General features: G+C 65.2%; 15 protein-coding genes. 2 read left to right on the top strand and 13 right to left on the bottom strand.

The genetic code is table 11. The annotated features are described in order from the left end of the window. Window positions 1-375: 375 nt before the first annotated feature. The 5 genes from NE591_RS03465 to NE591_RS03445 all read right to left on the bottom strand — a co-directional run bounded on the left by NE591_RS03465 (window position 376) and on the right by NE591_RS03445 (window position 6,565). A complete protein-coding gene (locus tag NE591_RS03465) occupies window positions 376-1,164 on the bottom strand; it encodes an ECF transporter S component (RefSeq protein ID WP_173111111.1) in 789 nt (262 codons plus the stop codon). Then, a complete protein-coding gene (locus NE591_RS03460; protein WP_173111114.1) occupies window positions 1,152-3,068 on the bottom strand; it encodes an ABC transporter ATP-binding protein in 1,917 nt (638 codons plus the stop codon). The genes NE591_RS03465 and NE591_RS03460 overlap by 13 nt, the downstream gene beginning before the upstream one ends. Then, the gene (locus NE591_RS03455) at window positions 3,041-3,952 is read right to left on the bottom strand and encodes an energy-coupling factor transporter transmembrane component T (RefSeq protein WP_173111117.1); all 912 of its coding nucleotides are present in this window, start codon (window positions 3,950-3,952) and stop codon (window positions 3,041-3,043) included. The genes NE591_RS03460 and NE591_RS03455 overlap by 28 nt, the downstream gene beginning before the upstream one ends. Window positions 3,953-3,979: 27 nt before the next feature. Continuing rightward, a complete protein-coding gene (locus NE591_RS03450) occupies window positions 3,980-4,888 on the bottom strand; it encodes a homocysteine S-methyltransferase family protein (RefSeq protein ID WP_173111120.1) in 909 nt (302 codons plus the stop codon). A 1,080-nt stretch (window positions 4,889-5,968) separates the two neighbouring features. Continuing rightward, entirely contained in the window at window positions 5,969-6,565 is a 597-nt protein-coding gene (locus NE591_RS03445; protein WP_114548524.1) for a hypothetical protein, read from the bottom strand. Window positions 6,566-6,944: 379 nt separating this feature from the next. Here NE591_RS03445 and NE591_RS03440 point away from each other — a divergent pair, with 379 nt between their 5' ends. Both NE591_RS03440 and NE591_RS03435 read left to right on the top strand, forming a co-directional pair. Next, complete coding sequence (locus NE591_RS03440; protein ID WP_173111123.1) at window positions 6,945-9,539, top strand: YhgE/Pip domain-containing protein; 2,595 nt, start codon at window positions 6,945-6,947, stop codon at window positions 9,537-9,539. Continuing rightward, window positions 9,536-11,710, top strand: a complete 2,175-nt coding sequence (locus tag NE591_RS03435; protein ID WP_173111126.1) for a YhgE/Pip domain-containing protein — start codon at window positions 9,536-9,538, stop codon at window positions 11,708-11,710. Before NE591_RS03440 ends, NE591_RS03435 begins: the two co-directional genes overlap by 4 nt. Before the next feature lie 452 nt (window positions 11,711-12,162). Here the strand turns inward: NE591_RS03435 and hydF are convergent, their stop codons facing one another. The 8 genes from hydF to NE591_RS03395 all read right to left on the bottom strand — a co-directional run bounded on the left by hydF (window position 12,163) and on the right by NE591_RS03395 (window position 21,896). After that, entirely contained in the window at window positions 12,163-13,467 is a 1,305-nt protein-coding gene (gene hydF, locus NE591_RS03430; protein WP_173111129.1) for a [FeFe] hydrogenase H-cluster maturation GTPase HydF, read from the bottom strand. 11 nt (window positions 13,468-13,478) lie between these two features. After that, window positions 13,479-14,924: a [FeFe] hydrogenase H-cluster radical SAM maturase HydG gene (hydG, locus tag NE591_RS03425; protein ID WP_256156327.1), complete on the bottom strand. Its 1,446-nt coding sequence runs from the start codon at window positions 14,922-14,924 to the stop codon at window positions 13,479-13,481. After that, window positions 14,921-16,144, bottom strand: coding sequence for a [FeFe] hydrogenase H-cluster radical SAM maturase HydE (hydE, locus tag NE591_RS03420; protein WP_227069384.1), 1,224 nt, complete (start codon window positions 16,142-16,144; stop codon window positions 14,921-14,923). Before hydE ends, hydG begins: the two co-directional genes overlap by 4 nt. Continuing rightward, entirely contained in the window at window positions 16,141-17,934 is a 1,794-nt protein-coding gene (locus NE591_RS03415; protein WP_157011841.1) for a [FeFe] hydrogenase, group A, read from the bottom strand. The genes hydE and NE591_RS03415 overlap by 4 nt, the downstream gene beginning before the upstream one ends. Further along, window positions 17,928-19,766 (bottom strand): NAD(P)-binding protein, encoded by a 1,839-nt coding sequence (locus NE591_RS03410; protein WP_227069383.1) that lies wholly within the window; start codon window positions 19,764-19,766, stop codon window positions 17,928-17,930. The genes NE591_RS03415 and NE591_RS03410 overlap by 7 nt, the downstream gene beginning before the upstream one ends. Before the next feature lie 128 nt (window positions 19,767-19,894). Then, window positions 19,895-20,107 carry a hypothetical protein gene (locus NE591_RS03405; RefSeq protein WP_114538893.1) on the bottom strand — a complete coding sequence of 71 codons (213 nt, stop codon included), beginning with the start codon at window positions 20,105-20,107 and terminating at the stop codon, window positions 19,895-19,897. A gap of 15 nt (window positions 20,108-20,122) precedes the next feature. Beyond that, window positions 20,123-21,205 carry an aminotransferase class I/II-fold pyridoxal phosphate-dependent enzyme gene (locus tag NE591_RS03400; RefSeq protein ID WP_256156326.1) on the bottom strand — a complete coding sequence of 361 codons (1,083 nt, stop codon included), beginning with the start codon at window positions 21,203-21,205 and terminating at the stop codon, window positions 20,123-20,125. 199 nt (window positions 21,206-21,404) lie between these two features. Then, complete coding sequence (locus NE591_RS03395; RefSeq protein ID WP_114538891.1) at window positions 21,405-21,896, bottom strand: helix-turn-helix domain-containing protein; 492 nt, start codon at window positions 21,894-21,896, stop codon at window positions 21,405-21,407. Between the last annotated feature and the right edge of the window lie 24 nt (window positions 21,897-21,920).

Genomic DNA, 21,920 nt, shown 5'->3' with positions numbered 1-21,920 from the left:
GTCGTATTCGCACCGCTTCTCGCGGCCTTGCCAACCACAACATGCAGAAGCGCGGCAATGTTTTCCCTACCGCTGCCCTTCGCGATTACCAAGGGGGTAGACCCTCTTTTCGCTTTTGTTTTCCAACAGGCTTTCCACAGGTTATTCACCATCGGAACCACAATATATTGTGTTTTGCAGTTCCAAGGGCGGATACATATAGTACTCGCGAAAGTGTTCGGGTGCAATCGAACAAGATGTGTTTTTCGTCACCAGAAAAGAACAGAATTAATTTCGACGTGTGGTCGATGAGCCGCTTGAAAGTTGTCAACGATGTAGGCTCGCGCGAGAACCGACTACGGCTGAAACGCGACTTATAGGCGGTTGGGGCGCGACTTATGGGCAGTTGGGGCGCGACCGATCGAGTAAACCGTACTTCACGCGGACGCGGGCGAGTTGGTCGAGCAGGGGGTTCGCCACGACCAGCAGCGTGAGGGCTGTGGCCGCCCCATGAATGGCGTTCACCGGCAGGCCGGCGAGGTACACCACCGCGGCCAGCTCCGGCGTGGGGGCTGTGGAAAGATAGAAGAACGTGGACGTATCCAGAATGGGACCCACGAGCCCCACAATAAGCACGAACCCCACGGTTGCCAGCGCAATACGGCGCGGCCAGGAAAGGTTCGCTCGCGGGAACACGCGGACGTCGGCAAGCAGCCCTGCCACGAGCCCCGCCACTCCAAAGGCGAGCATCTGCCAGGGCGTCCAGGGCCCCTGGCCGAAGATGAAGTTGCTGGCAAGCGCCGCCACCGAACCCACGAGGAACCCGGTTTGGGGGCCGGCGGCGAGCCCTGCGATCATAATGACGGCGGCCATGGGCTTGAAATGCGGCACCCAGATGAACGCCGCGCGGGCCGCCACGGCGAGCGCCGTCAGCACGGCCACCACGGCAATTTCGCGCGCCGTGGGACGTCGCCCTTCGAAGGAAACGAAGAAGGGCACGATAGCGTACAGCACGATGAGCGTACCGGAGAGGTAGTAGCCGTTGCCGGGCACAGCCATACCCACGACTGCGGTCAGCGGCGCGAGCACCAACGCCGCAAGAATCGTCAGGATCGTCTTGACTCGGGCGCGACGGCGCGCGAGAGAGAGCTCGGCAGGGCGCCCGTCTTCGATCAGCTTCGGCACAGCCCCACCACCTCTTCCACCGTAACGGCGTTTTCGAAGAGCCCACGGCTTATGCGATTGGCTGCCGTGGTGTAGAAGCTGTTCGACACGAAGAACTGCCGTGGTGGGTTGGTCGTCACCACGTCTCCATCGAAAAACAGGGCGCACCGATCGGCATAGCTGGCGCAGAATTCCACGTCATGGGACACCATGAGCACGGTCGTTCCCCGGCCGGTCAGGCTTCTCAGCAACGCAGCGAGCTTATCTTTGAAGAAAGCGTCGAGCCCCTTGGTCGGCTCATCGAGCAGCAGCAACCGCGGCTCGCAGAGCAGCACCTTGGCCAACGCCGCCCGCTGCACCTCGCCACCGGACAAGTCGAAGGGATGGGCATCGAGCAGCGGCACAATGTCCGTCAGTGTCGCCACTTCCCCCACCGCGGCCACGCGCTGCTCCGCCGTGAGGCCGCGACCATCCAGCATCTCTTCCAAATCTCCCCGAACAGTCTTCTTCACCATAAGATTCAGCGGATCTTGCGGAAGCAGAGCCACTCCGCCGCGGAACAGCTCGGCCTTCTTCCACTCCTTCAGCCGTCGCCCGAGCACGGTGATCTTCCCGCGATAGGGCCGCGCAACGCCGCAGATAGCGCGCAGCATCGTCGACTTCCCCGTGCCGTTGCCGCCCACTACCGCGAACAACGACCCTCCTGGCACAGTCAACGTCGTTCCCCGCAGCACATCGGCGCCATCGCGCTCGTAGCGAAACCAAACATCCCGCAGCTCCACCGCCACCCGCGCAGACGCCGAGTCGCAAGCCTCCCCCGCCGGAAGCGCCCACCGACGCGGCGGATGAACGGCTACCTCACGAGCCAACCAAGCCCGCCCCTCCCGCACCGTAAGAGGAACTTCAACCTGCAAAGCCACTCCCTCTTCAACTATGGAAGAGTAGGGCCGCCGCAGTGGGGAGGGGGTCCGCGCGCAGTTCATTGAAGTGCATGCAGAAACGTCAGTGGCCCTCGAAGAGCCCTGCACTTCAATGCTGTCTGAGCACGGCGCCCCCCTCCCGACAGCGCGGGCCGGAGGAGCGCACGGCGCCCCCTCCCCACTGCGGCGGCCCGGCCGATCGCACGGCGCCCCTTCCACGTCGGCACAACCCGGTCGACCTTCCACACCCCAAGCGATCCGCGCCGCCGCCGGCAGCGCCAATGCCATGGGGCTGACCGCACAATGCAGCTGGCCCGCAACAGCCCGCGGCTCCCCGTCGGCGACGACGCGCCCCTCCTCCAGCACCACCACGCGGTCGGCCAGCCCATACACCTCTTCCAGCCGATGCTCGCTCATAACCACCGTCGTCCCTAGCTCGCGATTGATCCGGTGTACCGTAGCCAGAAAGTCGCTGGCGGCAATGGGATCCAGCTGACTCGTAGGCTCGTCCAGCACCAGTACATCGGGCCGGGCCGCCATGACCGACGCTAGGTTCAGCAGCTGCTTCTGGCCGCCCGAAAGCTCGCCCACGTTCTTATGGAACCAGTGCTGGATGCCGAAGTAGCTGGCCATCTCCGCCACGCGCAAGCGCATGGTGCGCTCGTCGCAGCCGAGGCTTTCCAAGACGAAGGCCAGCTCGTGCCACACTTTGTCAGTCACGATCTGCGCATCGGGGTCTTGCATGACGAATCCGATGCGGGCCACTTGCTCGCGCTCGGGCACGTCGGCGAGAGGCACGCCATCGAACAGCACCTGTCCGCTTTGGTGCCCATGGGGAGCGAGCGCCGACTTGAACTGGCGCAAGAGCGTTGTCTTCCCGCAGCCGCTCTGACCGCATACCAGCACAAACTGGCCCGGCTCGATGGCCACAGAAACATCGCGAAGGGCATCGCGGGGCGCCTCCGGGTAGCGAAACGTCAGCTCTTCGAAAGCGAATAACGCCACAACGCCCTCCCTCCGCAATTGATAACCGCAGGAATAGCCAGAAAAGCGCCATAGCAAACGGCCCCCATAAGCACGGCCGCTCCCGCAGAGGGCCACACGATCGTCGGAAAGTAGGTGATCGCGAACCCTCCCTGGGCGAACGCGGCCACTGCGCCAACCACCAGCGCGCCCATCGCCACGACCAGCACCGTATCGCGCGCCTCCCAGCGGAAGAGCGCGAAATGAGTGCGCCCCGACAGCCCGAAGCCACGAGCCGTCATGGAATCGGCGGCCACCACGGCACTTTCTAAAGCGTCGGCCGACAGCGACAAGAGGACACTGCCCCCGTCGCGCACGCGCGCCGCCACGGAGGCGCCTTCCGCCGGGCCTTTCCCAATGCAAGCCCGTGCCGTCATGAGGGCGTCGGCTTTGCGGCGGTAACTTGGCACGAGGCGCAGCACCATGGTGAGCACCAGCGACAGCGCCGGAATAGCGCGGCCGAACAGGTAAGTAAACTTGTCCGAAGTCATGACCAGGTGAAAGGAGGCGAACCACAGCATCATGGCCACGAGCATAAGCCCCGTGGAGGCGCCCAAAGCCAGCGCTTCTAACGTGTAAGGACGGCCACCCCACCAGCGGAGGAGCACCGTGGCGCCCTGCGTGTTGAACAGCGGCGCCGACAGCGTCACCACAAGCAGCACCGCCGTGAGTCCCGCGATGAAGCGCCAAGCCTCACGGCCACGAAACGTCAGATAACAGGCCGCCGCAAGAAGAACGGACATCACCTGACAAATGGGGTTCGCAAGCACCATGGAAAGCACGATAGCCCCCGCGAAGAAGCCGAATGTCACCGCGGGATGCAGAGACGCAAAGGCGCAACGGCCTTGGTATGGCAGGGTGCTCATGGGCAACGCGGCTTCTCGGCGAGAACGTTACAGGACCGGCGCCACATCGAGGCCCGCAACGGTGGCGGCCAGCACCCCGGTGTAAGCCGGGGTCGCCTGACCGGCGGCGCGCAGGAACTGGACGCCAGCCGCGCGCAGCTCAAGGGCCGCGGGCATCATGGTGTCGGGGCTGTAGTAGGGGTTCTCGGTCGTGGGGCCCTGTTGCTTGGCGTCGCGCTGGAACACCTGCAGCGTGGCCATGAGACATAAATCCGCTCCGCGCGCCTCCAGTGTCTCGCGGGCCGCATCGGCCAAACCGCGCGCCTGATCAGGGGTGGCCAGCGTGGAGAAGCCGGCCACCGCCGCGCCGTATTCCGCCATCACTTCCACGGCCTCGCGCCAGGTGCCCCGGCCGCTCGCCAAGCCGCCGTCACCCTGCACATCCACCGAAGCAATGATGGGGGCATCAGTCACCTTGCGCAGGCCCATGAGCGCACACTTCAGATCATCGGCCGTCGTGAACCCGTTCAAAAAGAACGCATCAAAGGTGCGGCCATCGAAGAATTGCGCCGCACGAGCGTACTGGTCGCGATTTTCCACAAGCGACGCCTTGGAGTCGGGATCCAGCGGCAAACCGCAGGGGGCGATTTCCACAAGCGTGTGCTGAGGCTTGAACTCCGCCATGACCGCAAGGGCCGCCTCGGCCAGCGCTTCGCCTTTGCCCTCGGCGCCAACGGCCACCAAGCGCGCCGGCGTGAAATCAGCCACGGGGGTGACCATACACTGCGGGCCGGCCACCGTTTCCATGCGGTAAGCTTCTTCGATGGTTTCCGGCTCCACCAAAAGCGCGAGCGCCTGATCGCACACCGACTCGATGCCGGCCCGACGCAGGGCCTCCTGAATCGGCGACGAAACGACGAGCATGTCCTTGCCAAAACGCAGCGCGAGATCGGCCATGAGGAGTTCCTTTCCACGAATTTGCTGCCTTCCATGATACAAGATTGCTTGAGGGATAAACCTTTTTCGACATGAACCCCTTCCAAATGATCTTTTGCGACCGCCGTGCATCCTGCGTCCTAGAGGGTGGCAAAATCAAACAACCAGGGGGTGACATTCTTATTCGTCCATAACACCGCCGTGCATCCTGCGCATCGTTTCGTGCATCCAGAAGGCGCTTTCCGATGCCGAGGGCCCTGCATCAACGAAGGAAGATAAAAGGTTCGGAAAGGAGGGAGACAGGCAATCTGAAACTTTCTTATTGAATGTGAAGAAAATTCTCAGAGGGCGAACGGGCTTCTGACGCAGGTAAACGGGCTCTGACAAGGGGTTATATGCTACTCACCGCCGAAATGATGCCGTTCTTCGTGGAAAATGAAGCACATTATGGTGACCAAAACAAGTCTTGACCTATAATTCGTTTCAGCGATTTGGAAGTTCCCCTGCTTCCATCGCTCTGCTTCAATCCCCTTGAAAGCAGAATGCGGCACTCGATGCCGCTACCCCCTCCTCCGAGGCGGCGAGGCACCCCTCCTTGCCGCCTCACTTCTTTTTTGGCGCTGCCCTTGAAACAAGCGCCGTGCTCGCGACGATGAGCAACCTGCCAACCCTGTTGGCACAAGCCGGTGGAACTGGATCGGAGTTCCGCCGGCTTTTTTGTAGGCATCAGTTTTCTGCGTCTGCTGAATTCTGGAAATAGTTGCGAGTTTCGAGCAGCCGAACCGGGCAAATCTCACAGTGACCGCCCAAATCCGGAAGTAGATGAGAGTTTCGAGCATCATTTCGCACCGCACGCGCTGATTTTGTCCAAATCGCGCCCGAAACTCGCATCTATTTCCGAAGCTTCCCTCGTTATGCCCGAAACTCGCATCTATTTCCGAAATTCTCCTTCGCTATGCTCGAAACTCACATCTATTTCTATCGAGAGGCAAAATCCGGCAAACATATCCTAAGCCGCAAACAAAATACGCCAGCTCTGCCACAAAGACATGAGCTGGCGCTCGGTTCAAACCTATCGACTCAGGCAGAGCCGCGGTCAAACTATTCCGTAGCATCCTCCGCATCAACCACGGCCACAGCCTCTTCAGCAGCCTCGGCGAGGTCGGCGGCCTCGGCAACTTCGGCAGCCTCTTCGGCGTCATCTTCGTCGCGGTAGCGCTCGTCGATCTCGTCGTCGGTGTAGGCGACCGGCTCTTTCAGGGCCGCCATGAAGTTCGGGGCCTCGCCGATGTAGGCGGCCTCGGATTCGAAGGTATAAGCGCCCTCGTCATCGACCTCATACAGGTAGGCGATGGCGTAACCCTCATCGGCACCCGGCACGCCGCCCTCAGCAATGAGCGCATCCTTCACGCCATCGTCGGTTTCAATGTAGCCGTCGTAGCAGAAGGCGTAGCAGTCGGCCCCGCGGGCGCCGCGCACGTTCTTCTCGGCCGCCTCGAAGCACTCCTCGGCGGAATCGCCCGGGTGCGACTCGATGAACAGATTGTCCTTCACGACGAGCGTGGTGAAGGGGATGACGTCCTCCCCGCCCTCGATCTTCTCTTTGGCCTCGTCCAGGGCGAAGACGAGCACGCGCTCCAGCTCGTCGGGAATCTCCGGCACCTCGGTACTCGCGTTCTCAATGTTGCGATCGGCCACGGAGGGCCTCCTTTCCTTCAGGTTCACAGGCGGCGCAACCTCCTGCGCGTCGGCCTGCATCACGGGGCGCCTTCTTCGGCGCTTCGTTGCTTGCCCGTAGTGTAAAGCAACGACCTCGCAACTCAAGCCACAACACGGCGACAAACGGGCAGCGCGGGCAACCGCTTCGGTGAGGCTTCGCCCCTTGCCGCAGAGCAAGAACGAAGTTCGGCGGGGACAAACGGCGACCGGAGCGCGTCACTTTATCGTCAGACGCAGCACCCGTTTCAGCATAGCGACAATCCCCCGCTGTCCGTGGCGCAGAGAACTTGATGTGGGAAACTTTTCTCATTACAAGCAAGGTCAGCAAACGGGCAGGGAAAGGCGCAAGCGGGCGCATATGCTGAAGCGGATGCGGACATATCTGGGAGTGATCTTCGCCATTTTCGCGCGGGATGTGAAACGGGTGCTGCGCAACCCTGTCGCGCTCGTCATCGCCTTGGGCATGATCGTCATGCCGTCGGCTTACGCCTGGTACGTGGTAGCGGCCAACTGGGACCCCTACAGCAACACGGCCGATATGCTGGTGGCCGTGGCCAACGAGGATGCTGGGGCCGACAGCCCTGAGACGGGGCATTTGGACGTGGGCGCACAGGTGGTGGCCCAGTTGCACGACAACCACGAGATGGGCTGGGAATTCACCGACGCCGAGGCGGCCATAAACGGCGTCTACGAGGGACGCTACTGGGCGGCACTCGTCATCCCGAAGGATTTCAGCGAAGACTTCGCCAGCGTGTTCACCGGCGACTTCACCCAGCCGACCATCGACTACTACGTGAACGAGAAGCCCTCCTCCATCGCGCCCAAGGTGACCGACGCGGCGGCCAACGCCGTTGAGGCGGCCGTCAACGAGAACTTCGTGAAGACGGTGTCGGAGAAGGTGGTGGAAACGACCCAGAAGGTGGGGGCCGAGGCGGAAGAGAAGGCCGACGCCGCCGAGGGCAGCCTCACCGCCGGCGTTCGCAGCGCCAAGGAGACCGTGGGCGAAACCCACGCGACCCTGGAAGGACTCGTCGGCACCGTGGACGACACGCGGACGTCCGTCGCTCGCGCCGACGATACTCTGGCGGGGCTTCAAGACGATGTGCCACATCTGCTGGAGGCCATCGGGCAATCGAAGGAACTGCTCGCGAAGGCGCGGAGCACCGTGAACGAGTACGGAACGGCGCTTTCCAAGAACGCCACCGACGGAGCGTTGCAATTGTCGAGCGCCGCTGCGCAGGCCCAGCGCGCCTTGGGCACTGTGAGCAGCGATGTCGCAGCGGCCGAAGCGGCCACCAATACGGCCCTCGCCACGGCCGAGGGGCTGCTGGCCGACAACAAGACGCTCGTGAGCGACCTCACCGCCCAGGCCGGAGCGGCCGGCGCTGATCCGGCCATCGCGCAAGCTCTCTCCGAAGCCCGGGCCGCCAACGAGCGGCTGACGACCACCACCGACGCCCTGCGCACGGCCTCAGACGACCTGGCTTCCACGGCCGACTCCCTGGAAACCGAGGCGAGCGCGCTGGATACGGCGGCGCAATCAGCCTCTGAAACTATTCGCGCCACCGCGGCCACCTTCCAGGACAGCGTGCTGCCAGACATCACGACCAGCCTGGATTCCCTGGTGGAAGCCTGCGGCACCTTGGAAGGGGCCCTGCGCGGGCTCACTCCCTCGCTCGCCGAGGCGCGGGCCATTTTGGGGCAGCTCGGCGACACGCTGACCTCTTCCGAGACCTCGCTTTCCACCACGTCCGATTCCCTGGGCACCATGGAGACGAACCTGGAGCAGTCGCTCACCGACCTGACCGCGCTGCAGAACTCCGCCACCGTGAAGGACTTGGCGGAATACCTGAAGGCCGACCCGGAGAAGATCGGCGCCTTCATGGCCGCGCCCGTGGCCCTGGACACGCAACTGGTGTATCCCGTGAAGAACTACGGCAGCGGTGTTGCCCCCTTCTTCACGAACCTGGCCCTGTGGGTGGCCGGCTTCATCCTCATGGCCATGGTGAAGCTGCGCGTCGATCCGGAGGGGCTGCCGAAGTTCACCGCCGTGCAGGCCTACTTCGGACGCTGGCTGTTCTACGTGGTGTGCGGGCTGGCCATGGGGCTCGTCTGCTGCGTGGGCGATTTGGCCCTCGGGATTCAGTGCGAAAGTCCGGCGGCCTTCATCGGCGCGGGGCTGCTCACGGTGTTCGTGGACGTGAACCTCATGTTCGCGCTGGCCTACGCATTTAGGCACATCGGGAAGGCCATCGCGGTCATTCTGCTCATCGTGCAGATTCCCGGCTCCTCGGGCATGTTCCCCATCGAGATGATGCCGGACTTTTTCCAGGTCATTCACCCGCTTCTGCCCTTCACCTATTCCATCGACGCCATGCGCGAGGCCATCGGCGGCTTTTACGCGATGGATTACCTGCACGACATGTTGCTGCTGGGACTTTTGTTCGTGCCCCTGGGGTTCGCCATCGGGCTGGGCATCGGGCGCTGCGATTTCAATTTGAACCTCATGTTCGACGAGAAGCTGGGAGCAACCGACCTGCTTCTGGCCGAGCCGGTCACGGCCAGCGCCAAAGCCGCGGGGCAGACGCCCGCCCGATACCGCACGCGCACGCTCGTCCGCGCGCTGCTGAACATCGACGCCTTCCGCCAGGCTCTCATCGCCCGAGCCGAGCGTTTCCACCGCGCCTACCCGGTGCTGCGGCGCATCGGCTGGGTGGCGCTCGTCGCGCAGCCGCTTGTCACCTTCGCCATTATGGTGCTGGTGCATGCCGATGTGGACACGCGGGTCATGATGCTCATGGCCATGGTGGTGGGGGTCATCGTGGTGGACACGTATCTCATCGTGATTTCATACCTGGACACCAACCTCGCGCACCAGCTTGCCCTGGCGAACCTGAGCACCGAGGAACTGCAGAAGCGCGCCAGCGGGCAAATCGGTGGTGATTCGGCGTGAGGGTGATTTGGGACATTTTCATCGGTGACGTGCGGAACCTGTTCCGGAACGTCATTGCCGCCATTGTGGTGATGGGGCTCGCGCTCGTGCCGCCCATGTACGCCTGGTTCACGACGCTCGGCTTCTGGGATCCCTACAGCAACACCGGCAACATCAAAGTGGCCGTGGCCTCGGAAGACGCCGGCTACACCTCCGACCTTATCCCGACGCCCATTAACGCCGGCGAGCAGATCATCGGCAAGCTGCGGGCCAACGACCAGTTCGCCTGGCAGTTCGTCAGCGCCGATGAGGCCGTGCACGGCGTGCGCTCGGGAGAGTATTACGCGGCGCTCGTCATCCCGAAGGAGTTCTCGCGCGACCTCATGACCGTGTTTACCGACGACATCACCGAACCGAGGATCATCTACTACGACAACGAGAAGGAGAACGCCATCGCCCAGCGTGTGACGGGCACCGGGGCGAGCACCCTGCAGGAGACCATCGACGAGACGTTCACGGAAACCGTGGCATCGGTGGCCCTGGGCACCACGAGCAGCCTCACTTCGTTCATGAGCGGGGACGGCATCCTCACCTACGCGCAAACCCTGGGGTCGCGCCTTGGCGAGGCCGTGGGCGAAGTAGGAGCGGCGGCCGATCAGGCTCAGGCCTACGCCGATCTCATGAGCTCCACCACCTCACTCGTGGATGCGACGGCAAGCATTCTAAAGGAGGCAGGGAAGGCACCGGATGCCACGGCACCTCTGGTGAGCGAAGCGCGCAACGGGCTGACGAGCGCTCAAGACGGCCTTTCCGCCGCAAGCACCGCAGCCGAGAAGACGCTCGCAGCCGCCGACGCCAGCTACGATGCTGTGGCCCGCGCCGCTGATGAGGCCTTCGCCACCATGAAGGACGATCCGGCGGCGGCCCAGGGCGTGCTAGCCGCTTGCCGTTCGGACGTGCAGGGCCTTGCGCAGGCCTACCAGACCATGCGCGACGCCCTGGCCGGCGCCGATCCGTCAAGCCCCGCCATTGGCGCCCTTGACCGCATCATCGCCCAGCTGGATACCCTGGAGGCGAACCTCGACACCGCCGAGAACGCCATTGGCGCGGACGCGGCATCCATCGACGAGAAGCACGCCAAGGTGACCGACAGCATCAACCAAGCGCGGGCAGCTCTGCGTGATTCGATGAGCACCTACAACGATCAGCTGAAGGGCGAGCTGGCCTCGCTGGCCGACAGCCTGCAGAAGGTGGGCACCGACACCCAAACTCTGGCCGGCTCGCTGAAGGACACGGCGGAAAGCCTGGGCGACAGCACCGATTCTCTGGCCGCAAACCTCGCCACCGCCGAGGCGTCGCTGCGCAAGACCGCCGAAACGCTGCGCACGGCAGAAAGCCAGCTCGCCCAGGCCCGCGACGACCTGCGGCACGCCCTGGACACCGGCGACATCGACGAGGTGCGCCGCATCATCGGCGACAACCCGGCCGCCATCGCCCAGTTCCTCGCCGCGCCGACGCACCTGGAGCGTCACGCGGTGTACCCCATGGCCGACAACGGCAGCGCCATGAGCCCCTTCTATACCTCCCTTGCCCTGTGGATCGGCGCCATCTTCATGGTAGCCCTTATGAGCGTGTCCGTCTCCCCCGCGCGCCAGGCCGCCCTAACGCGGAAGTTCGGGCGCGCGCCGCGGACGGCTGAGTTGTACCTCGGACGCTACGGAGTGTTCTGCCTGATAGGCCTCGCCCAAGCGCTCATCGTGGGGCTCGGCAACGTGTTCTTCCTCGGCGTGGAATGCGAGCACTTCTGGCTGTATCTGGCGGCGTGCTGTTTGGCATCGGTGGTGTTCACGAACCTGGTGTACACGCTGACGGTGTCCTTCGGCAACATCGGGAAGGCGCTGGCCATCATCGGGCTCGTGCTGCAGCTGGCCGGCGCCGGCGGCCTCATGCCGGTGCAGATGCTGTCGGCCCCGCTGTTCCAGGAGATTTACCCGTGGCTGCCCTTCGCCCATTCCATGCCGGCGCTGGAAGGGGCCATGGCCGGCATCTACGGCGACCAGTACCTCGTGCAGATGGGCCTGCTCGCGGCCATCCTGGTGCCGAGCCTCATTCTCGGCCTCGTCCTGCGGCGCCCCGTCATCCGGCTGAACCGGTGGGTGCTCGCCAAGCTGGACGGGACGAAGTTCCTCTAGCGCCTCGCCGCGTACAGGCACCTGTCGATGGTCTTAAGCTCGCCAAGCTAGATGAGACGAGCCTCGCCGCGCTTTCGTCAAATGGCCAAAAAATACGCGCTGACTGCTTTTCGGAGGGCTCTTTTTCTCCTTTCGCTTTCCTCCGCGCTCGCACGTTCGCTACAACGGGATTCTGACCTGGTAAAACTTGACACGCGGGAAGCGACGCCTTCAAAATCGCGGGCCAATACTGCAGCTGTCGCGGGTTTTTTGGCCAAAAAGCGTCAGGCACGCCCCTTTATATACAGTTCACGCATGGTTTTTGGCCAACAGCGGCTTAATCATGAGACGCTTGTGCAGTTTGCAGACGCTTGTGCAGTTTGCGCGCCGTTTTTGGCCAGTAACGACCTAGCGAGGGGCACCCGTGCAGTCTGCACACGGTTTTTGACCGCTTTTCCTCTCGCGTAGCAGCTTCATTCCAGCGGGGCGAGGGCGCGGGGGAGGATGTTGTGGGCGCGGGCGATGGTCATGCCGTAGTTGGTGAAGGGGGCCTGCTGGGCGCGGGCGCGCTGGAGGCGCGAGGCCATGTCGCGGGCGTTCAAGGTGCAGCCGCCGCAGTGGACGATGGCGGCATAGGGGGAAAGATCGTCGGGGAAGTCGCGGCCGGAGGTGAAGGCGAACTGGGGCTCGGCACCGCTGATAGCGCAAATGAGCCGGGGCAGCTTCACCGTGCCGATGTCCTCGCAGGTACGGTGGTGGGTGCAGCCCTCGGCGATGAGCACCGTGTCGTCGTCGGTAAGGTTTTCCAAAGCGCGCACCGCTTCCAGCTGGGCGGCCAGGTCACCCTTGTAGCGAGCCATAAGGATGGAAAACGACGTAAGCGGCACATCCGCCGGCAAAAGGGCGTCCACCTCGCCGAAGGCCTGGGAGTCGGTCACCACCAGGCGCGGCGGTCGGGCGAGGGCGGCCAGCAGGTCGGGCAGGCCTTCCACGCCGGTGGCGCAGGGGAAGGCGCCGGCGTCCAGCGCGTCGCGCATGACCTGTTGCTGGGGCAGAATGATGCGACCCTTGGGCGCGGCAGAATCCAGCGGGATGACGAGCACCACCACGTCACCGGGCGTAAGCAGGTCGCCCACGAGCCGCCGCTCCTCCACTGCACCAGTGGCCAGGGTGGCAAGCGCGCGCTTCAGGTCGCTCAGCCCCTCCCCCGTCAGCGCCGACACGCGCACGCGGGCGGCCCGTGCGGAAGCGCCATCGTTTTCGGCGGAGGCCGTGGCGTTGTGGTCAGCGCCTTCCGAGAGGGGCTCGCTATCCGAAGCGTCCGTCCCCGGGCGCGGCGAAGGCAGCGACGACTCCGCAGCGCCGGCTCGCCCGCTTTCCGCAAGCAAATCGGCCTTATTCTCCGCAATCACATAGGGAATGCGGCGCGTTTGGAAGGCGGCGAGGAGTTTCTCGTCGAAAGGGGTGAGGCTGCGTGTGGCATCCACCACGAGCACAGCCACGTCGGCTTCGTTCAGCGCGGCCTCGGCCCGCTGGACGCGCAGGTCGCCTACGTCGCCGGCGTCGTCGATACCTGGAGCGTCAACAATGAGCACGGGACCGGCCGGCGCCAGTTCCATGGCTTTGCGCACCGGGTCGGTGGTGGTGCCGGCCACATCGGACACTACGGAGACGGTCTGGTTCGTCAGCGCGTTCACCAGGCTGGACTTGCCGGCGTTGCGCACGCCGAAAAAGACGATGTGGGCGCGCTCGCCGGAAGGGGTATCGTTCAGAGACATGCGAACTCCTCCTAGAACCGGAAGTCGCGCTCGCTGGTGCGGACGCGGGCGAGGTAGTCGGCGGCCAGGGTGCGGCGGCGGTCGTCGGGAACGCGGGCGAGCTCGGTGTCGATCATCTTCCACCCCTTCTCCGCCACGGCGGGGCTGGCGTAGTCGCACAGGTACTCCCCCAGCGTGAGCAGGGCGTTCGGCTGGCAGAAGTCCTGGATCTGGCCGCTCTTGCAGAACTCCATAAAGCGGTCGCCGGTGCGGCCGGCGCGGTAGCAGGCGGTGCAGAAGCTGGGGAGGTGGCCCTCGTCCATGAGCCAGCCGATGACCTCGTCCAAGGTGCGCGTATCGGACACATCGAACTGCTCGGTGTCGTGGGGGCGCGTCTCTTCCCCGTAGCCGCCCACGCTCGTGCGGCTGCCGCCGGAGATCTGCGAGACGCCCAGCTGAAGCGCCGCCGCGCGCACCGCCTGCGACTCGCGGGTGGAGATGATCATACCCGTATAGGGCACGGCGATGCGGATGAGTGCGATGATCTTCTCGAACATCTCGTCGGGAATGCCGTTGTCGAAAGCGTCGGGGTCGATGTCGCTCGCCGGCTTCACCCGCGGCACCGAGATGGTGTGCGGGCCCACGCCGAACACCGCTTCCAAATGCTCCGCGTGCATGAGCAGGCCGGCGAACTCGTAGGCGTAGCCCTCCAAGCCGAACAGCACGCCGAGCCCCACGTCGTCGATGCCGGCGGCCATGGCGCGGTCGTGGGCCTCGGTGTGCCAGGCGTAGTCGGCCTTGGGGCCCGAGGGGTGCAGCTCCTCGTAGCGGGCGCGGTGGTAGGTCTCCTGGAACAGGATGTAGGTGCCGATCTCCGCGGCCTTCAGCTGGCGGTAGGCGTCCTCGGTCGTGGCGGCGATGTTCACATTCACGCGGCGGATGGCGCCGTTTTTGTGCTTGGTGCCGTAGATGGTCTCAAGGCTCTCCAGAATGTAGCTCAAGGGGTTATGGATCGGATCTTCCCCCGCCTCGATGGCCAGGCGCTTGTGGCCCATGTCCTGCAGGGCGACGACCTCGGCGCGGATCTCCTCCTGCGTGAGCTTGCGACGCGGGATGTCGCGGTTCTTCGCGTGGTAGGGGCAGTACAGGCACCCGTTCACGCAGTAGTTAGAAAGGTACAGCGGAGCAAACAGCACGATACGGTTGCCGTAGTAGGCCTGCTTGATGTCGCGGGCCAGCTGGCGGATCTCGGCGTTCACCTCCGGATCCTCGCAGGCCAGAAGCACCGAGGCCTCGCGATGGGTGAGCGTCGTGCCGTGGTCGTGGGCCGGCGTCAGGTTCGCCCGGGCCTTCTCCAGAATGGAACGAGCCAGGGCCGCATCGTTCTTGTGCGCCTCGGCGTAAGCCAGGGTGTCGAAGATTTCCTCGTGGTTGATGAACTCGTCGGCCCGGGGCGAGCGCACGTTGTAGCTGCTCATGAGGGGTTCACTTTCGTTGAAGGGACAGGGGGGAAGGTCGAAGGAAAGGAAGCGGCGGAAGACGAACCAGGCGCGGTAGCGGCGGCGGCAGAAACCGGGCGCGACGCTGCTGCCAGTACCACAGCGCCCCGAGCGGGCGAGACAACCGATGCCGCAGCAGGACCTACAACCGAAGCCCAGGCTGCAGCGGGATCGCCGCGGTCTTCCACAAGGCGGCGCCCCAAGGGCTCAAGCCGCGCCGCCAGGTCGGCCCATTTGCGGGCCGCATCGGCCGACGAGCGGGGCTTGCCGTCGTAGAGCGCATAATCGCCCTGGCGCTCGGGCGGCGACAAGTTCGGCATCACGACGTTGGCGCCAGCGAGGATGCCCTTCTCGCGGCTGCGGGGATCCAGCGCTTCCAGGGCCGTGGTAGCCGGCAGCAGCACCGTCGGATGCGCCAGACGCACGAGGGACAGCAGGTAGCAGGTAAGCTCCACCGTGCCGGGTGCCTCGGCGGCAAAGGGGGTGTCGCGATGGGGCACAAACGGCCCGATGCCGCACATTTCGGGGCGAAACTCCTGGATGAACGCGAGGTCGGCCGCCAGGTGCTCCGTCGTCTGGAAGGGGGAGCCCACCATGAAGCCGGCGCCCACGGCGAACCCGGCCTCTCGCAAGTCGGACAGGCACGCCATGCGGCGCTGAAGCGTCATGGCCGCCGGGTGCAGCTGCCGGTAATGGGCGGCCGTGGCCGTCTCATGGCGCAGCAGGTAGCGGTCGGCCCCGGCGGCGCGCAGGTGCCGGTAGCTTTCCCGCGAGCGCTCCCCCACCGACAGCGTGACGGCGCAGCCCGGATAGGCCGCCTTCAGGTCCGCCACCACGCCGGCCAGCCATTCGTCGGTGGCCGCCGGATCTTCCCCGCCCTGCAGCACGAAGGTGCGGAAGCCTGCCTGCCAGCCCGCATCGGCACAGGCCAGAATTTGCTCGGGAGCCAGGCGGTAGCGCTCGCAGGCGCGGTTGCTGCGCCGGATGCCGCAGTAGTAGCAGTCGTTCTTGCAGACGTTCGTGAACTCGATGAGCCCGCGCGCGAACACCGCGTCTCCGTAAGCGGCCTCGCACGTCTCCCGAGCACGACCAGCCAGCTCATCAGCCAGCGCCGAGGTCCGGGCATCGATAAGCGCCGCGTACTCGTCCAGGGAAAGAGTATGCTCGCTCACAAGCTTCGCGACCAATGTTGCTATCAAATCTGCCAGCTCTCCTGGTCGGTGTGCAGCCACTCGTGGGCCGTATGCGACAGCGGCTCGCCGATCCAATCGGCGTACAGCTTCGCGATGTCGGGGTTCTCGTGGGAGTAGCGCAGCTTGTCCGCGGCGTCGAGCCGGTTCAGCACGCCGGCCCGCGCCTGGGCCAGTTCGCTGTTGAACTGGATGGGCTGGCCGCCACCACCCACGCATCCGCCCGGGCATGCCATGATTTCTACGAAGTCGAAGGCGGCCTCCCCGGATTCCAACGCGTCCAGCAGCTTCGACGTATTCTCCAGGCCGCTGGCCACAGCGATGCGCACCGTGGCGTCGCCAATGGCAAGCTCGCGGGACATCCAAGGCGTCTCCGGCGTGGCGGCCGTGGTATCGCAGGCGCTGAAATCGGGGTTCTCGCCGGTGATGAGGAAGGCTGCCGAGCGTAGGGCCGCCTCCATGACGCCGCCGGTGCGTCCGAAAATGGTGGCCGCGCCGGTGGAAAGCCCCAGCGGGTTGTCGAAGGGCGCCTCGGAAAGCGCTGTGCAGTCGACGCCCACCAGGCGCAGCAGGCGGCCGAATTCGCGCACCGTGAGCACGGCGTCCACGTCGGGCGCGGCCTCGGCCGCCAGCTCGGGCGCGACCGGCGCGTCGGGCACCAGGCCCGCGTCACTCGCGCCAGCCCCCCGGGTCGCGCCGACCACCGTGGAAAGCTCCGGCACGTCGCACTCGTACTTCTTCGCCACGCAGGGCATAACGGACACGACAAACAGCCGCTTGCCAGCCTCGTCGGCCTCGGCGGCGAGCGTGTTCTTAACCACGGCACCCATCATCTGGTGCGGCGACTTGGCGCTGGAAAGCTGGGCCGTGAACTGCGGGTAGTGCTGCTTCACGAAGCGCACCCAGCCGGGACAGCAGCTCGTGAACATGGGGCGCGGCGCGTCGGAGCCGAGGAATTCCACGAACTCGCTGCCCTCTTCCATAATGGTGAGGTCGGCGGCGAAGTCGGTGTCGAAGACGCGATCGAAGCCCACGGCGTGCAGGGCCGCGGCCAAGCGTCCCGGCGTCGCCTCCTCGCGGGAAAGCCCCAGGCCCTCGCCCCAGGCCGTGCGCACGGCCGGCGCCACCTGCACGACGGTTTCCACCGCCGGATCCAGGATGGCCTCCATGATGAGGCTCACGTCGTCGCGAGCCACAAGCGCCCCGGTGGGGCAATGGGTGATGCACTGGCCGCACAGGGCGCACCCGGCCTCGGCGATGGGCAGGTTGTCGCGTACGATGATCTTCGTGGACGGCCCCACCCCCGTGAAGTCCCACACCGCGCAGTGCTGCACCTTCTCGCAGATGGCCACGCAGCGCATGCACTTGATGCACTTGCTGCTGTCGCGCTGCAGCGGGAAATCGGCGTCCCAAGGCGCCGGCTCGGGCAGCGGGCCCGGGGCGTCTGCCAGGTTGAAGGTGCTCGCAAGGTCGCGCAGGGCGCAGGTGTCCTGGCGCACGCAGGTGGCGCAGAGCGCGCGGTGATCATCCATGATGGCCTGCAGATTCGCCCGTCGGGCCACTGCTACCTGCGGCGTGTCGGTGCGCACCACCATGCCCTCGCGCACGGCGGTGTTGCAGGAGGCCGCAAGCCCCTCGCCTTCCACGTCCACCAAACACACGCGGCACGAGCCGATGCAGTTCAAGTCCTTCAGGTAGCACAGCGTGGGGATTTGCACGCCGGCCGCCGTGGCCGCTTCCAGCACCGTGGTGCCCTCGGGGGCTTCCACGGCGCGACCGTTCAGCGTAATGGCTACCATGCTTCCAGCCCCCTTCCGGTCAGCGCGCCTATGCCGTACACGTCGCAGCGCAGGCACCGGCCGCACTCCTGAGCGGCCTCCTCGGCGCTCACCGGTTCTTCCACGTACTTGAAATCGCACTTGCGCTCCCGTGCCGGGCGCTCGGCCACCTGCACGCGCCCGTAGGCGGTGCGGTCGTTGGGGTGCGCCGACGGCACGGTGGCGCCGCAATCCAGCTGATGGCGGAAGCCCAGCATCTCGTCGATGTTGGCCGCCGCCGTCTTGCCTGCGGCGATAGCCATGATGACGGTCTTGGGACCCCACTGGCAGTCGCCGCCCACGAAGACGGCGTCGAAGCCGGGCGCTTGCAGGCACGCGTCGGCGCACAGGTAGGTGCGGTCATGCTGCATGCCGAACTCCTCGAAGGGGGCACATTCGATAGCCTGGCCCACGGCGATGATGACGAGGTCGGCGGCCAGACGCACCTCAGGCTTGTCGGCCGGCACTGGGGCCGGGCGGCCGCCGCGCACCGCGCCGATGCGCTGGGGCTGGCAGATGAGCGCCGTCGCGTTCCCCTCTGCGTTCGCCTCGATGCGGGCCGGCGCCTGCAGGCAGCGCATTTCCACGCCCTCCATCATGGCCGCCTCCACCTCGGAGGGCAGCGCGGTCATGTCCTCCAGGCGGCGTCGATAGGCCACGGTGACCGAGGCGGCACCGGCGCGCACGGCGGTGCGAGCGCAGTCCATGGCCACATTGCCGCCGCCAATGACCACCACATTCTTGCCCGTGAAGTCGGGATACTGCTCGTCGCCGATGGCCTCCAGCACGTCCACGGCGCTCATAACGCCGGCCGCATCGGCCCCTTCAATGGAAAGGGTCTTGCCGCCCTGGGCGCCCACGGCCACGTACACGGCGTCGAACTCGTCCACCAGCGTGCGCATCTCGTCCGTCTGAACGTCGCAGCCCGTACGCACCTCGATGTCGCCGGCACCCAGCACGGCGCGGATATCCTCGTCGAGCCGCTCGCGGGGCAGCCGATAAGCGGGAATGCCGTAGCGCATCATGCCGCCCAGGCGACTGCGACGTTCGAATACCGTCACCGAATGACCCATGAGCCCCAGGAAGTAGGCGCAGGTGAGCCCCGAGGGGCCGGCACCCACCACCGCGACGCGTTTGCCCGTGGCGGGCAGCGGCGCGGGGGTTTCCACGGTATCGGCGGCCACCGTGTCCACAATGTACTTCTTTATGCCGCGGATATTCACCGGCGCGTCCACCATCGTGCGGCGACAACGCTCCTCGCAGGGGTGCTCGCACACAAGCGCGCAGGCCGTAGGGAAGGGATTGTCCTTGCGGATCATCTTCACCGCCTCGGCAAGGCGGCCTTCCTCGGCCAGCGCGATGTAGGCCGGCACGTTCACATGGGCCGGACACCGCGTGACGCAGGGCACCGTCTGGCGCGTGCCGGGAGCGCAGGCGCCCGCCTCCACATGGCTGGCGAACTCGTCGGCAAAGGCGTCAAGTCCCGCCAACACCATCGCCCCCGCCTGCCAGCCCACGGCGCAATCGGCGGTGTCGCGCAGCAGCGTGGCCGCATCTCGGATCTCATCCACCGTCGCCGCCGTGGCGCGGAAGGCGGCCACATCGCCCAGCAGCGCCGCAAGTTTCGGCATGCCCTGGGCGCACGGCGTGCACTTGCCGCAGGTCTGCGCGGCGCTCGCTTGCAACTGTCCCAGCATGAGCCCCACCGGACACTGGCCCGGCGGCATGGCTTCCACGCGTCGGGCGAAGGCCTCGACGAACTCCCCCGTCCGTGCATCGGCCCGCGCCGCCACCTCAACGGTCAAACGCCCCATAGCTCTCTCTTTCCTGTATTGACGCTAACCGATACACCATAACGCGTCTAGTATTTCCGATTGGTAACAAGCCCATGGGAAAAAGCACTACGGCGCAGAATTAACTCTAAACCACCTGAGAATACCTTCTAGAGCTCTGCCACGGTGCCGAGTCCGCGCCTCGCGGCAGCGTCCAGGGCGATCTTGGCACAGGCAATGTCAAGCAGCGCGGTGCCCGCCGAGTCGAAGACCGTGACGTCCTCGGCGCTCGTGCGGCCCGGCACCTTCCCCACCAGCACGTCTCCCAGCTCGCCGAGCACATGATCCAGGCCGAAGGCGCCCTCAGCCAGTCCGCGCTCGATCTCGCCGTTGCTCGCTCAGTTGGCCGTATCGTCGGAGTAGCCGTAGCCCACGCGAAAGCTCTTCGGCTCCTCGAAGCAGTCGCCCGGCGTGACGAAGGCACCGTTGAACTTCACCATATCGGTGCAGAAATCGTAGGAGGGGATGTCGTAGTCGTAGTAGACGAGCGCCGTCGTGCCGGCCTCGGGCGGAACGACGGACAGGTGCGGCTCCGATTCCACCCATTCCAAAAGCGTAACCAAATTCTCGCGCACGATACGGCGGCTGCGGTCGAGGATGGCGTCGGCATGGGCCAGCGCGTAGGCGCCCACGGCCTCGTCGAACAAGCCGCAGGAGATGAGGTTGTAGTCGCGATGGGACAGAAGGTCTCGGCGCAGCTGTTCGTCCTTGGTGACGCACCAGCCCAGACGGATGCCCGCCAGCGACCACACCTTGCTCATGGAGCTGGTGGTGACGCCCTTGTCGTAAAGGTCGACGACCGACTCGGCGTACTCGTCGGTCTGGTTCAAGTGGCGGTACACCTCGTCGCAGTGCAGCCACGCGTCGTTCTTGCGCGCCACCTCCACGATGGCCCGCAGCGTCTCGCCGTCGAGCAGGGCGCCCGTGGGATTGTCGGGATTGTTGATGCAGATGACCTTCGTCTCCGGCGTGCACAGGGCGTCCAGGGCCTCCACGTCCACGTGGTAGCCGTTCTCCTTCTCCAGATGCAGCACGTCCACCGCAGCGCCGCACATCTCGGGGATGGAGTAGAGCTGCTGGTAGGTGGGCATGACCGATACTACGTGATCGCCCGGGTTCACCAGCGTCGAGAGCACGAGTGCGTTGGCGCCGGCGGCCCCGTGGGTGGGGATGATGTGCTCGGGCGCCACGGTGCGGTAGAGCTTGGCGATGCCGGAAAGCAGGTCGGGGCGACCCTCGATGTCGCCGTAGGTGAGGCGGCGCGCCGCGAAGGCGTCCAGAAACGCCTGCTTGTCGCCGCCGGTCAGCTCGAAGAGCTGGTCGAGGGACAGCGAGTACACGCACGTCTCGGCGACGTTGTAGGTGCACTTCGTCTCCCAGAGGTTCATCCACTGCTCGACTTCGAAATCCTTGATCTCCATGGGGGTTCTCCTTCTCGCTGATCCACGGTCTCCGCTAGGAACGTGAGTCCAGCATAAAAGGCGAACCCGAAGCAGGATGTGGAGGCGGCCACAGGCTCTGGAGCGGCCCGTTGTGGGCGCCCACAACGGGGCTTGCGGCCGCCCACGGCGCAAACGAGCCGCGCCCTGTCGCACGCAGCGCTCTGCGAAAGCGAGGTGCCTAGAGGAAGATCATCGACAGGTAGGCGAACAGCTGCTTGTCCGTGGCGTCTTCCATCGCCAGCACCGCGCGAGCACGGTTGACGCGGTTGCGCACCGAATTGGGGTGCTGGCAGAGGCGCTCAGCCGCCGCGTTCGCGTCACCGCCGCAAGCCACGTAGACCCGCAGGCTCTCGACGAGATTGGAGCCTGCTTCAGCATCGGAGGCAGCGAGTCGATCAAGGCTCGCTGCGCAGGCGCGCTCGAGCAGCCAGCCGTTTTGTCGGGCAACACGGAAGGCATCTGGGCCCAGCATGTCCCACGAAACAGCAGAGTGGCCCATCCTTTTTGCCGCCTCGCCGCATCCGAGAGCCTCGACGATGGCCCCATCGGCCCAATCGGTGCCGAACACCTCGGAGAGCCCAGCCGCGCAATGCCCTCCAAAGCCGGCGATAAGCACCTCGATATCGCCTGCTTCCAGAGACTCGAAATCATCGGCGACAAGAAGGGCCAAAAGACGCTGCGCCGACGGCTCGCA

Origin of the sequence: Adlercreutzia sp. DFI.6.23 (assembly GCF_024462535.1) — a bacterium.
In the GTDB taxonomy this organism is placed as follows: Bacteria; Actinomycetota; Coriobacteriia; order Coriobacteriales; family Eggerthellaceae; genus Adlercreutzia; species Adlercreutzia rubneri.
The sequence above is the reverse complement of the archived record's forward strand: the minus strand, read 5'-3'. Positions and strand labels throughout refer to the sequence as shown.